This window comes from Micromonospora sp. NPDC049580 (genome assembly GCF_040675595.1).
Taxonomy (GTDB): domain Bacteria; phylum Actinomycetota; class Actinomycetes; order Mycobacteriales; family Micromonosporaceae; genus Micromonospora.
Genome location: NZ_JBFAPG010000145.1, coordinates 1 through 12,317 on the forward strand (window position 1 = coordinate 1; position 12,317 = coordinate 12,317).

Here is a 12,317-nt window from a genome sequence, read left to right on the forward strand (position 1 = left end):
GCGGCGGCGAGGGGCGCTGAGCGCGCCGCCGCGGTCGCGACGAACCGTGGCCTTGCGGCCCTTGATGGTGCTGGAGCGCAGCCCGGAGATCACCTCGTCGGCCACCCCCTGCGGCACCTCCACCAGGGAGAAACGGTCGGCGATCTCGATCGAGCCGATGTCCCGGCCGCGGATCCCGGTCTCGCCGGTGATCGCGCCGACCAGATCCTGCGGGCGCACGCCCGCGCGCCGGCCCAGGCCGACGAAGACCTGGACGGTGTTGCCACCGCCTGAGCGGGGCCGACCCCCGCCGCGCCGGTCGCCGCCCCGGCCACCGGCCTCCGGCCGACCCTCGCGCGGGCCGCGCACCGGCGCCTGCGGGATCTCCTCCTCGTCGTCGGAGCCGGGGGACGTCACCTCGTGCGCCAGTTTCACCGCGGCGAGCGCGACCTCCATCAGGTCGAACTCGTCGGTCAGCGTCTCCACGATCACCCGGAACGGGTCCAGGTCGTCCTCCAGCAGGCTCTCCCGCAGCGCCGCCTGGGTCAGCTCCAGCCGGCGGGTCCGCATGTCGGCCACGGTGGGGATCTTGTCGATGGTGATCCGCTGGCCGGTCACCCGCTCGATGGTCTTGAGCATCCGGTGCTCACGCGGCTCGGCGAGGGTGATCGCCACGCCCTCCCGACCGGCCCGGCCCACCCGACCGATCCGGTGCACGTACGACTCCGGCGCCGACGGCACGTCGTAGTTGACCACGTGGGTGAGCTGCTCGACGTCCAGCCCACGGGCGGCCACGTCGGTGGCGACCAGCAGGTCGGCGGTGCCGGCCCGCAGCCGGCCCATCACCCGGTCGCGCTGCTCCTGGCTCATCCCGCCGTGCAGCGCCTCGGAGCGGTAGCCCCGGCCGTTCATCGTCTCGGTCAGCCGGTCCACCTCCTCCCGGCTGCGGCAGAACACGATCGCCGCGGTGGGCGACTCGACGTCCAGGACCCGGCCCAGCGCGGCCGGCTTGTGCGCGCGCGTCACGATGTACGCGCTCTGCCGCACCCGGGGCGCCTCGCCGGCCACCGTCGGCTCCCGGCCGATCTCGATGCGGACCGGCTCGCGCAGGTGCTGGCGGGCCATCCCGTCGATCCGGGACGGCATGGTGGCCGAGAACAGCACCGTCTGGCGCTGCGCGGGGGCGTGTTCCAGGATCGCCTCGATGTCCTCGGCGAAGCCCATGTCGAGCATCTCGTCGGCCTCGTCGAGCACGACGGTGGCCAGGCCACCGAGGCGCAGGGTGCCCCGGGCGATGTGGTCGAGGGCACGACCCGGGGTGGCCACCACCACGTCGACGCCCATGTCCAGGGCCCGTAGCTGCCGCCCGATTGGCTGCCCACCGTAGATCGGCAGCACTCGCGCGCCCAGGTCCTTGCCGTAGCGGTGGAACGCCTCGGACACCTGCACCGCCAGCTCCCGCGTTGGCACCAGCACCAGCGCCACCGGGTCCCCGCCGTCGCGGTGGGCCGTCATGAGGTTCAACAGTGGCAGCGCGAACGCCGCCGTCTTGCCGGTGCCGGTGGCGGCCTGACCCAGCAGATCCCGACCCTCCAGCAGCGGTGGGATAGCCTCCCGCTGGATGGGGGTCGGCTCCTCGTAGCCGAGGGCGGCCAACGCGCCCAGCAGCTCGGGTCGCAGCCCCAGCTCGGTGAAGGCGTACACCTCTTCGGTGCCGGCGGGGGTGGCGTCAGTCGGTGCGTCAGTCGGTGCATCGTGCTGTGCAGGTGCGGAACTCATGTGCCAAGCCTTTCATTCCGCCGTCCGGGCCGCTGCGCCGACCGGCACAAGAGCGCACCCGGGTCAGCCGGCGGCGGTCAGGATCGCCAGCACCATCACCGCCGCGAGGGCCGCGTCGAGCACCCCGCACCACTCGGCGTAGGCGCGTGGCACCACCCGGCGGGTGCGGTGGTGCACCAGGTCCCAGCCTGCGTGCGTCAGCCACCCGAACGCCACCAGCCACGCGGCGGTCCGTCCGCCCGCCGCGACGGCGACCAGCGTCAGGGCGACCCAGGCCGCCAGACCGGCGAGTTGAGTGGCGAGCACGCCCGGCCCGCGCAGCGTCCGCCGGGCCACGCCGATCACCAGGTAGCCGCCGGGCAGCACCAGCATCGTCCACGGGCTGAGCACCCCCGGGTCGACCCACATGTCGACTGTCATCAGCAGCGCGAGCCCGGTCGGCCAGCGACGGGCGAGCGCCACCACGGCCGGGTGCCGGCGTACCGCCGTCGGTGTGTGGTGCCGGTGGCGGACCGCCACCAGCACCATGGCCGGCACCATCAGCAGGTGCCCGCCGAGCAGCAGGGCGCCGCCGTCCAGCAGACCGGCCCGAAACGGCACGAGCAGCAGCAGGAACGGAACGTACATCGTGGCGGCCATCTCGCCCACCCCACGCCAGCGGTGCCCCCGGTGACGCATCCACACGGTCATGCCGACGGTCATGTTCGTGGCCATCACCAGCGCGGCCACCTCCGGGCGAGCCAACGTCGCGTTCACCCCGAGCAGGGTGCCGGCCGCGTCCCACAACGGGCCGAGCAGCAGCATCCCGACGAGCATCGCGATCGCCATCTCGCCGAGGTGCCACCACCACCCCCGCCTGCCGCCGGTCGCCGCCGGGACCGGGGGAGCCGGCTGACCGGTCGGCACGGGCGCGGCCGACGGTACGACGGGTGCGGTGTCCGCGTACATCTGTGTCTTGTCCATGCCTCGACCCTGCCGGCGGCGCGGCGGCAAGGGCAGATGCGTCCGTCACCGGAAGTTCGTGCGGGCCGCACGGTTCGACCGTGACATCTCGCAGGGGTGGACCGTGCGCTGGGCGGTCCTAGGATCGGTGCGTGCTGAGCGAGGCGGGGACTCCCCGGGCGGACCGCCGGTTGCGCCGGGCCCGCCAGGCGACGCTGCTGTCGCTCGTCACCGGCGTCTGGGCGAGTGTTCTGCTGCCCGCGGTCCGCCTGGCCCGCGAGCCCGATGCGGGCAGGGCGGTGCTCGGCGCGGTAGGCGTTCTCGCCTTCGTGATCCGCGTCCTGCTCGCCGACGACGAGGACCTGATCCGGGTCGCCGTCGGCGCGTTGCTCGGTCTGGAGCCGGACATCGAGGTGGTGGCACACGCCGCCGACGGGCCGACGGCGGTCACGGCGACGCTCGCGCACCGCCCGGACGTGGCCGTCGTGGACCTGGAGATGCCCGGCCTGGACGGCATCGCGGTGGCCGCCGAACTGGCCCGAGCGCGGCCCGAGTGTGCGGTGGTGGTCCTCACCGGGCACGGCCGGCCGGGTCACCTGCGGCAGGCGCTGACCGCCGGCGCCCGAGGCTTCCTGCCCAAGGGCTCGCCCGGTGGCGCGCTGGCCGACGTGATCCGCCGGGTGCATGCCGGCGGCCGGTACGTCGACCCGTCCCTGGCCGCCGACGCGTTGACGCTGCCGGCCTGCCCGCTGACACCCCGCGAACTGGAGACGCTGCGGCTGGCCGAGTTCGGCGCACCGGTCGCCGTGATCGCCCGCCGGGTGCACCTGTCCACCGGCACCGTGCGCAACCATCTCTCCGCCGCCGTGCAGAAGCTCGGCGCGACCGACCGTGCCGAGGCGGTACGGACCGCCCGGGACAATGGCTGGCTCTGACCTGTCGTCACCCCTTTGCTCTGCTTCACCCCACGCAACACCGGGCCTTCGAAAGGCTCGGCTACCGGCAACGCGCCCAGGCGACGAACCGATCGTCGAGATCTGGCGTGGACATGCCGGAATGATGCTCGGCGGCCTCGTCTCTCAGGGCTGTCAGGTGGACCAGCAGGGCCGCTCGGTTCTCGCGGTACTCGCCGAGGAGACTCAGCTTCGCCGCCGAGCAGGGCCAGGCGATCCCGCACGACTGGCACCGCCAGGTGGGACGGGTCGGCAGGTGGGGGAGGGCGCGCCGCCTCACCCGGATGCTCCCGTGCGTGCCGGCCCCCGAGCCGGGCCGCGCTCGGGCCCCACGGACAGCCACCGCAGCCCGTCGCGGAGGACGAACACCTCCCGCTTCGCCACGGCCAGGCCGCCGCGACCCAGCTCGTACCCCTCGACCCACGTCCACCCGTGGTAGGTGTGGCGGTCGGTCAACTCGCGTACGACCCGCAGGGTGAGCGGGCGGACGAACTGCGGACTGGCGGCACGGGTCAGGTACAGAACGTCTCCGACCCTGATCGTGCGGGCATTCGCCGCGACATCCTCTGACACGTCGCGCTCCTTCCGAGGTGGAGGGAGCCGCCCCTGAGCGTCATCCCCAGGGACGGCTCCGTTGCGAACGCGTCCGCCGGGTCTCGGGTCCCTGCCGGCCGCGCCGTTCCACCAACACCCTGCCGACTGTTGCGGCCCAACTACACTGCGTTGCACTATGGCGGTAGGACGTTCGGGATATCCTGGGAGGACAGCGGATGAACCACGCCGTCGTGGAGGCCATGACCCAGTGCGGTGAGACGGCCGACTCCCTCGCCGCTCAAACGGGCGTCGACCCGAAGACCGCCGCCCGCTGGGCAAACCCTGGACGGATCCCGCAGACCCGACACCGCGCCCAGGTCGCGGCGATCCTCGGCCGAGAGGTAACCGAGCTGTGGCCGGACATCCTGGAGCGCCGCGAACCAGCCTGGTTCCGGCCATGGGCCGACATTGAACGTGAGGCCGTCGCTCTGCGCTGGTACGAGCTGGCCTGGGTGCCCGGCCTCTTGCAGACGGAGGCATACGCACGGGCGACACTGGCCGGAGAATCGTTGTCTACCGAGGACGTCGATCATCTTGTGCAGGCCCGTCTCGGACGACAGGGCGTCCTCCACCGCGACCGGCCACCCCTTCTGATCGCAGTGCTGGACGAGGCCATTGTGCGGCGGTCGGCGTACGGCGACCGGGATCTGATGCGCGACCAGTGTGAGCATCTCGTGGCGTGCGCTCAACTCCCGTCGGTGCAGGTCTATGTGGTGCCGACAGTGGTCGGCATGTACCCGGGCCTGGGTGGTCCGTTCATCCTCGCCGAGTTGGAAGGCGGCGGACGCGTCGCCCACATCGACGGACAGGCGCAGGCGCAAATATCTGAGCAGCAGGCAGAAATTGCTACCCTTGACCGACGATGGGAACGCATTCGTGGGGAGGCTCTCTCTCGCGGACAGTCCCTAGACCTGCTCAGGGAAGCGGCATCCTCATGGACCTGATCGGTGCGCAGTGGCGTAAGAGCACCAAGAGCGGCAACAACGGCGGGGCCTGCGTGGAGGTCGCCGACAATCTGCCGGGGGTCGTTCTCGTTCGGGATACGAAGGACCGTGACGGTGGGACGTTGACCTTCGCGCCGGAGGCGTGGCGGGGCTTCGTGGCCTTCGCGCGGCAAGAGCGTTAGTCCGCAGAGTCGAGCCTCAGAACGGCGGAATCATGGACCTGACCGGTGCGCAGTGGCGCAAGAGCACCAAGAGCGGCAACAACGGCGGCTCATGCGTGGAGGTCGCCGACAATCTGCCGGGGGTCGTTCTCGTTCGGGATACGAAGGACCGTGACGGTGGGACGTTGACCTTCATGCCGGAGGCGTGGCGGGGCTTCGTGGCCTTCGCGCGGGCCCAGCGCTGACCGATGGGACAAGTCAGGCCCTCGTGTCCGAATTGGATGCAATGATGGCTTGATGCCCAGGAAGGTCGCGGCGGGCCCGGTCAACCCGGTCCGGGCAAGCGCCCGTCGAACTGTTCTTCGACCTCGTCTTCATCTTCACCCTCGGCCGTCTGTCGTCGACCCTGGCCGAGGAGCCCAGCTGGGTTGCCGCCGCGCAGGCCGTGATCTTCCTGCTCGCCTTCTGGTGGATCTGGTACAACACCAACCTCGCCACCGACAGCCTCGACTGCGAACGCCCCACCGTGCAGGTCCTGATCATCTGCGTGATGCTCGGCAGCCTGTTGATGTCCATCAACGTCCCGGATGCGTTCGGTAAACAGGGCTTCGTCTTCGCGGGCGCGTACCTCGGGATCCACCTGGGCCGTACCCTGGTCATGGCCTTCTACCTGCACGGCACCTCTGCCTGGCGCCGGCCGGTCCGGGGAGTGATCTGGTATCTGATCTCCGGGACGATCTGGTTCGCCGGGGCCGCTGCCAGCGGCGACACGCGCATGCTGTGGTGGGCATGCGCGCTGGCGATCGACTACTCGGCGCCGGCGTTGCGGTGGCGTCTCCCGCGGCTCGGCCGGGCCACGGCTGCGGAGTGGCGCCTCTCGGGCGAACATCTGGCCGAGCGGTACCGCCAGTTCATCATCCTGGCTCTCGGCGAGGCGATCCTGGCCACCGGCAACTTCTACCGGGAGTCGTCGCGGGACCTGGAGGACACCGCTGCCTTCCTGGTCACCTTCTGGACGGTCGTCTTCCTCTGGTGGACCTACTTCTATCGACCGACGAGCAACCTCGCCGTGAAGATCAACGAATCCGCCGACCCGTACCGGGTCAACCTGCGGGCCGGCTACACCCACCTGCTGATGGTGGCGGGCATCCTGCTCACCGGCATCGGCGGGGAGTTGATGCTGAAGGCGCCCGGCGGGAAGATGTCGGCCGGTGACGTGGTCGCGATCCTGGTCGGTCCGGTGCTCTTCCTCGTCGGGCGGCTGATCTTCGAGGCATGGGTGTTTGGCCAGCTGACCAAGTACTGCCTCACGGCCGTGGTGGGCTGCCTGATCCTGAGCCCGGTGGCGGCACAACTCCCGCCACTGGCGGTGGGTCTGCTGGGCGCGGCGACCATCACCGCCGTCGCCGCGTTCGACCTGACGATCCGAGCGCGGCTCACGGGCGCGGTCAACCCGACGGCCGCCGGCGGGGCCAGTCACCTGTACGGCCGGGGCCGGTGACGCGTTCGGGCTAGCGTGTCTGCGTGCGTACGGTGGAATTGGTCTGCTCGCCCGGGTTGGACGCCGCGATCCGGACGGTCTGGGTGCGGTTGGCGGCCGCCGGGTTGCCCAGCCTGGCCCGCAACATCCATCCGACGAACCGGCCGCATCTGACCATGGCGGCCGTGGACGAGTTCCCGCCCGGTGTCGAGCACCGCCTGGCCGAGTTGTTCGACGCCGCGCTGCCGGTGCCGGTGACGCTCGACCGGGTCGTCGTCCTCGACGGCAGCGCCCCGCTGGTCTGGCTCGTACGGCCCACGCCGGCGTTGACCGCGCTGCACGCCGCCGTCTGGGACGTCCTCGACCAGGCCGACGGGCACCGCCCCTGGCACGCCCCGGGAGCGTGGGTGCCGCACCTCAGCCTGGCGCTGCGGTTCCGCGACGCGGACCTGCGGATGGCCCGCGCCGTGACCGGTGGGCAGCGCCCGACGGGCGCGTTCGTCGCCGCCCGCAGCTACGACGGTACGGACCGGACGGTGACCCCGCTCCGATGACGTCGCCGGCGCTGTTGAAGGGCTCCTTGCGCGATCGGTGGCAGCTGAGCAGTCCGACACGCCGAGGGTCGCACTGCTGAACTGCCACCGATTGCCGCGGCGCTCCCGCGTGCGGCCGACCAGGCCGTCGCGTCAGCGGTAGAAGCGCAGGTAGTCGAATTCGGCGGTGACGGCCGGCTCGGCGCCGCCGTGCGCGACCAGCCCGATCCGGGGGGTGGTGTCGGCCGGGAACGTCCACACCGCGCCCCACGTCCAGGTACGCCCGTCTGAGCTGGAGCCGGCCCGGAACTCGTGCTCCCCGGTGGCCCGGTCGACGTGGTGTGCGAGGCGTAGCCAGGTGGTGGTGGCCGGTGTGCCGACGATGCTGCCGCCGTACACCGGCTGGCCGGCGAAGGGCAGCTCGTAGCCGTACTCGACCTGCCGGGTGTTCCAGATCGCCACCTGGGTCAGCCGGGCGAACCGGTCGTCGTCGACGTAGGCGACCAGCCCGGCCTGCTGGTAGTTGCGGACCGTCTCCTCGCCCAGGTCCAGCGTCACCTTCGTCTCGGCGACGTAGTCACCCTGCGGAGCGTCGCGCAGCAGCACGCCGGCCGTGTTGCCGGTGCCGGTCAGGTCGGCGGCCTGCACGGGCCAGCGCAGCGCCCCGTCGGCGACGGTGGCCGCCGGGTCCGCGCGTACCCACTGCCAGTCGCCGTCGAGCCCGCCGCCGAACTCGTCGGAGTACGCCGGCAGCGGCGCACCGACCCGGGGCTCGGGCACGGCCCGCCTGGCCGGCTGGTACAGCCGCGCCACGCTGACGTTGTCGAACTCGGCCGTGCCGCCGGTGGCCGTCAGCCCGGGTCGGCCGGCGATCGGGCGGTCCAGCCGCAGGGACACCACGGCGAGCTGGTCACCGAGGCGGGCGGGGCTCAGCTCGGCGACGAGCTGCTGTCCGCGTACCTCGATGGCCAGGTTGTGTCGACCGCCCAGGTCGAGCCCGGCGGGCAGCGGCGCGCTGGCCTGGCGGCGGCCGTCGCGGGCGACCAGCCGGCCGGCGGCGGCGTCCACCCGGACCTCGACCCGATCGCCGAGGGTGACCCCGGCGCTGGTCGCGCCGGTGAGGCGCAGGTCGGCCTCCGCGCGCACGTCCCCGCCGACTGTGGTACGGCTGGTGAGCGCGCCGCTGCCGCTGAGCCGGCCGTCGGTGACCCGCCACTGGCCGGCGCGCTGCCAGCCGGCGAGGCTCGCGGTGTCGAAGCGTTCGTCGAAGCGGCCGGTGGTGACCGGTGCGGGTCGGGTGCCCTCGGACGGGCCCGCGCCGGCGTTGACCGTCGGCCAGCCGTCGATCCAGTCCAGCCGGTCGAGCAGCATGGGTCGCTCGTTGATGCCGAAGGGCTCGTCGAGGTACGGGTCGGCCCGGTCGATGGCGTGGTAGACGATCCAGTCCTGGCCGGACAGGTCGGTGAGGAACCCGTTGTGCCCGGTGCCGATCCAGCGGTTGCCATTCTGGGTGAGCACCGGCGTGCCACCGGCCCGGGACGCGGTCAGGGCGACGCCGTCGCGGTCGGTGAACGGGCCGCGCGGGCTGCGTGCGCGTCCGACCTGGACGGAGTAGCCGGTGGCCGGGCCGGCGCAGCAGTTCGCGGTGGAGGCGAACAGGTAGTACCAGCCGTCGTGGCGCAGCACGTAGCTGCCCTCGAACTTGTTGTCGATCGCCACCAGCGTCGGTGCGCCGACCGCGCGCAGGCCGTCCGGGCTGAGTTCGGTGACCGAGATGCCGCCGTAGTAGCTGCCGTAGTAGAGGTAGCTGCGGCCGTCGACGTCGGTGAACTGGCTCGGGTCGATGGTCCACAGCCAGCCGCCACCGCCGCCGGGACGCGGGGCGACGACGGGCTGGTCGGCGAACGTCCACGGCCCGGCGGGGGTGGGGGCGGTGGCCGCCCCGATCGCGTAGTCGCTGCCCTCGGTGGAGACGGTGGTGTCGGTGACCGTCACGTACATGACCCAGCGGTCGCCGAGGCGGCGGACGTCCGGCGCCCAGTACGCCGCGCCGGGCGCCGCGTAGGGCGGGCGCTGGTCGGGGCCGAACGCGTCACCGACGTACGTCCAGTCGACCAGGTCGGCCGAGCGGGCGGTGGGCACCCGGTGGAAGACGCCCTCGCCCTCGCGCAGCGGGTCGGTGGTGCCGTAGGCGTACCAGAAGCCGTCGTCGCCGCGGACGATCACGGGGTCGGCGAAGGTGTCGCCGACGTCGGCGGAGATCGGATTGCGGTAGCGGGACGGGCCGTCGGATCCGGCGGCCGACGTGGACGGGGACACGGCCAGGAGCAGACCGAGCACGGCGGCGAGCGCGCCGCCGCGGCGGAGATGTCGCATGTGGACCTGCCTCGGGGGAGTGGGCGGTGTGCCCTCCGTTCTTACAACGTTGGATACAACGTTGTAAAGAGTCTGCGGTGGCGTCTCCCTAGACTGGGTCGATGAGTACTGGCACCGACGGCCGGGGAATGGCCGAGCTGGCCGCCCTGTTGGCCGACGGCACCCGAGCGGGCATCTGCGTGGCGCTGCTCGACGGGCGGGCCTGGACGGCCGGCGAGCTGGCCCGACGTGCCGGCGTCGCCCCGTCGACAGCCAGCGACCACCTCACCCGCCTGGTCCGGGGTGGGCTGCTCGTCGAGGAACGGCAGGGCCGGCACCGCTACCTGCGCCTGGCCGGGCCGTCGGTGGCCCAGCTGATCGAGGACCTTGCCGGGCACGCGTCGACCCCGCCCGCGCCGACCACGTCCCTGCGCGCGGCGCGTGCCACCGCCGCCCTGGCGTACGCCCGGACCTGCTACGACCACCTCGCCGGGCGGCTGGGCGTGCTGATGTACGACGCACTGCTGGCCGCCGGCCGGCTGGACCGGTCCAGTGGGTTGGCGCTGACGCGTGACGGGTGGGCCTGGGTGAGCGAGTTGGGCGTACCGGTGGACGTGCTGCGCGCCACTCGCCGACCGGTGGTCCGCGACTGCCTGGACTGGACGGAGCGTCGGCCGCACCTCGCCGGAGCGCTCGGCGCGGCACTTTGCCGCCAGTTCTCCGATCTGGGCTGGATCACCCAGGGCGCCGGCCGGGCGGTACGCCTCACCCCGATCGGCCGCGCAGCCCTGGCCGAGAGCCTGGGCGTGCCCGTCAGCACCCTCGTTCCCGGCACGCCCCCGGCGCCGTCCAGCGGCCGAGCCTGACCCGCCGGCCGCCGCGCTCCGGCACGGCACCACATCCCGGATCACGCACGATTCTGTTCGGTGTGATGCGGTGCGGGACGGTTCGGTGGGGAGCGAACGGTTCGGGCTCTACGGTCGGGCGGTGATCGACATCTGGCCTGACATCGCGCCCGTTGCGGGAACGCCGGCGTGCGGCCCGCCCGCCTTCGAGCCGGGCAAGGGGTGGTGGGTGACCCGGCACGCCGACGTTTGGGCGGCGCTGACCGACCCGGCGTTCCGGGTGCCAGCCGTCGACAGCGGTCCGCCCGGCACGCTCGCCTGGCTGCGCGCCTCGGTGAGCAGGTTCAGCCCGCCTCAGCGGCACGCCGAGCGCCGCGCGATCGGGGTGACCGCGCTGGCCGAGCTGAACCCGGACGAGCTGCGGCACGAGGCGGCCCGGCTGACCGTCGCCCTCCTCGACCGGGCGGGTGACCACCTTGACGTGATGCGTGAACTGGCCCGGCCGGTGCCACTGCGGGTGCTGGCCGACCAGCTCGGTCTCGTCGATCCGGCAGCCGCCGGGACGGCGGTCGCGGTCGTCGCCGCGGCGTACCACCCGGGGGTTGATCCGGCGCTGGCCGAGCGGGCCGACCGAGCGGTGGCGGCGCTGCTGGCGCTCTGCCCGCCGGCCCCGCTGGAGGTACGGGCGAACCTCATCGGTCTGCTGGTCCAGGCGTGCGACGCGACCGCCGGCCTGATCGGCGCCGCCGCCCACCACCTGCTGAGCCCGGCCGTCCCGATCACGGCGGGGACCGCCGACCTGCTGACCGAGGTGCTGCGCCTCGACCCCCCGGTCCGGGCCACCCGACGGGTCACCGTCGACGCGGTACGACTGGGCGGACGCGACCTGCCGGCCGGCAGCGCGGTGCTGCTGCGCTTCGACGCGGCCAACCGTGACCCGCGGGCGTTCGCCGAGCCGGAGACGTTCCGACCCGGCCGGCCGGGCGCCGGTCTGCTCACCTTCGGCGCGGGGGAGCGCGGCTGCCCCGGTGACCGGCATGCCCTCGCGCTGGCCGGCGGGGTGCTCGACGTGCTGCGGGAACGCTGTCGGCGCACCCCGACTCCGCTGCGCCACGAGCCGCACCCGACCCTGCGCGTCCCGACCACCGTGGAGGTGAGCGTCCGATGATCGAGCGCCGTGCCGCGTTCCATGCCCTGCACCACACCGGCCGTCCCCTGCTGTTGCCCAACGCCTGGGACCACGCCTCGGCGGCGGCGCTCGCCGCGCGTGGCCATCCGGCGGTCGGCACCACCAGCCTCGGGGTCGCCGCGACCGCGGGCCTTCCCGACGGCGTGGCGGCCACCGCCGAGGAGACCCTGGCCCTGGCTCGCCGGCTGGCCCGGTTGCCGGTGCTGCTCAGCGTCGACGTGGAGGCCGGGTTCAGCGACGACCCGGCCCAGGTCGCCGGGTACGTGGCGGAGTTGGCCGGCCTCGGTGTGGTGGGGATCAACCTGGAGGACGGGCGCTCCGACGGCACGCTTGCCGATCCCGAGTGCGTCGCGGAGAAGATCGCGGCGGTGAAGGCGGCGGTGCCGGACCTGTTCGTGAACGCGCGCACCGACCCGTGGTGGCTGAACGTGGCCGACCCGCTGCCGCAGGCCCTCGCCCGCGCTCGCGTCACGCCACTGCCCGGCGTGGAACGTTTCGCCAGCTCAGCCCGAACCGGCGAACCACCTTCCGAGCGTAGTGGACTCCACAGCAGAGTGTCACCA

Annotated in this window: 13 protein-coding genes; 9 read left to right on the plus strand and 4 right to left on the minus strand. The window is 72.9% G+C overall.

Annotated features, from left to right (window positions below):
• Both AB0J68_RS14630 and AB0J68_RS14635 read right to left on the minus strand, forming a co-directional pair.
• A partial coding sequence (locus tag AB0J68_RS14630; protein WP_363938851.1) for a DEAD/DEAH box helicase occupies positions 1-1,758 on the minus strand: 1,758 nt, incomplete at its 3' end.
• A gap of 63 nt (positions 1,759-1,821) precedes the next feature.
• A complete protein-coding gene (locus tag AB0J68_RS14635; protein ID WP_363938852.1) occupies positions 1,822-2,721 on the minus strand; it encodes a hypothetical protein in 900 nt (299 codons plus the stop codon).
• 308 nt (positions 2,722-3,029) lie between these two features.
• Between AB0J68_RS14635 and AB0J68_RS14640 the strand changes: the two genes are divergently transcribed.
• Positions 3,030-3,635, plus strand: a complete 606-nt coding sequence (locus AB0J68_RS14640; RefSeq protein ID WP_354858967.1) for a response regulator transcription factor — start codon at positions 3,030-3,032, stop codon at positions 3,633-3,635.
• Positions 3,636-3,929: 294 nt separating this feature from the next.
• On the opposite strand, the gene AB0J68_RS14645 is transcribed toward AB0J68_RS14640, so the two are convergent.
• On the minus strand, positions 3,930-4,226 hold the full coding sequence (locus tag AB0J68_RS14645; protein ID WP_354858964.1) for a hypothetical protein: 297 nt from the start codon (positions 4,224-4,226) through the stop codon (positions 3,930-3,932).
• Positions 4,227-4,423: 197 nt separating this feature from the next.
• Between AB0J68_RS14645 and AB0J68_RS14650 the strand changes: the two genes are divergently transcribed.
• The 5 genes from AB0J68_RS14650 to AB0J68_RS14670 all read left to right on the plus strand — a co-directional run bounded on the left by AB0J68_RS14650 (position 4,424) and on the right by AB0J68_RS14670 (position 7,386).
• Complete coding sequence (locus AB0J68_RS14650; protein WP_363938854.1) at positions 4,424-5,191, plus strand: DUF5753 domain-containing protein; 768 nt, start codon at positions 4,424-4,426, stop codon at positions 5,189-5,191.
• Positions 5,182-5,373 carry a DUF397 domain-containing protein gene (locus AB0J68_RS14655; RefSeq protein ID WP_355068366.1) on the plus strand — a complete coding sequence of 64 codons (192 nt, stop codon included), beginning with the start codon at positions 5,182-5,184 and terminating at the stop codon, positions 5,371-5,373. The genes AB0J68_RS14650 and AB0J68_RS14655 overlap by 10 nt, the downstream gene beginning before the upstream one ends.
• 32 nt (positions 5,374-5,405) lie before the next feature.
• The gene (locus AB0J68_RS14660) at positions 5,406-5,597 is read left to right on the plus strand and encodes a DUF397 domain-containing protein (RefSeq protein ID WP_355137204.1); all 192 of its coding nucleotides are present in this window, start codon (positions 5,406-5,408) and stop codon (positions 5,595-5,597) included.
• A 110-nt stretch (positions 5,598-5,707) separates the two neighbouring features.
• Positions 5,708-6,853 (plus strand): low temperature requirement protein A, encoded by a 1,146-nt coding sequence (locus AB0J68_RS14665; protein ID WP_363938865.1) that lies wholly within the window; start codon positions 5,708-5,710, stop codon positions 6,851-6,853.
• Positions 6,854-6,876: 23 nt separating this feature from the next.
• Positions 6,877-7,386: a 2'-5' RNA ligase family protein gene (locus tag AB0J68_RS14670; protein WP_363938856.1), complete on the plus strand. Its 510-nt coding sequence runs from the start codon at positions 6,877-6,879 to the stop codon at positions 7,384-7,386.
• Positions 7,387-7,518: 132 nt separating this feature from the next.
• On the opposite strand, the gene AB0J68_RS14675 is transcribed toward AB0J68_RS14670, so the two are convergent.
• Positions 7,519-9,741, minus strand: coding sequence for a family 43 glycosylhydrolase (locus AB0J68_RS14675; protein ID WP_363938857.1), 2,223 nt, complete (start codon positions 9,739-9,741; stop codon positions 7,519-7,521).
• A 101-nt stretch (positions 9,742-9,842) separates the two neighbouring features.
• On the opposite strand from AB0J68_RS14675, the gene AB0J68_RS14680 reads away from it, so the two are divergent.
• The 3 genes from AB0J68_RS14680 to AB0J68_RS14690 form a co-directional block, all read left to right on the plus strand.
• Positions 9,843-10,586: a winged helix-turn-helix domain-containing protein gene (locus AB0J68_RS14680; RefSeq protein ID WP_363938859.1), complete on the plus strand. Its 744-nt coding sequence runs from the start codon at positions 9,843-9,845 to the stop codon at positions 10,584-10,586.
• A 121-nt stretch (positions 10,587-10,707) separates the two neighbouring features.
• Complete coding sequence (locus AB0J68_RS14685) at positions 10,708-11,733, plus strand: cytochrome P450 (RefSeq protein ID WP_363938861.1); 1,026 nt, start codon at positions 10,708-10,710, stop codon at positions 11,731-11,733.
• The coding region (locus tag AB0J68_RS14690) for an isocitrate lyase/phosphoenolpyruvate mutase family protein (RefSeq protein WP_363938863.1) at positions 11,730-12,317 on the plus strand (588 nt) is incomplete at its 3' end. The genes AB0J68_RS14685 and AB0J68_RS14690, both read left to right, overlap by 4 nt.

What these genes read in the sequence shown, in the direction of transcription:
- AB0J68_RS14650 (WP_363938854.1), top strand. Translation starts at nt 4,424, where the DNA reads ATGAACCACGCCGTCGTGGAGGCCATGACCCAGTGCGGTGAGACGGCC.
- AB0J68_RS14635 (WP_363938852.1), bottom strand. Translation starts at nt 2,721, where the DNA reads ATGGACAAGACACAGATGTACGCGGACACCGCACCCGTCGTACCGTCG.
- AB0J68_RS14680 (WP_363938859.1), top strand. Translation starts at nt 9,843, where the DNA reads ATGAGTACTGGCACCGACGGCCGGGGAATGGCCGAGCTGGCCGCCCTG.
- AB0J68_RS14660 (WP_355137204.1), top strand. Translation starts at nt 5,406, where the DNA reads ATGGACCTGACCGGTGCGCAGTGGCGCAAGAGCACCAAGAGCGGCAAC.
- AB0J68_RS14675 (WP_363938857.1), bottom strand. Translation starts at nt 9,741, where the DNA reads ATGCGACATCTCCGCCGCGGCGGCGCGCTCGCCGCCGTGCTCGGTCTG.
- AB0J68_RS14655 (WP_355068366.1), top strand. Translation starts at nt 5,182, where the DNA reads ATGGACCTGATCGGTGCGCAGTGGCGTAAGAGCACCAAGAGCGGCAAC.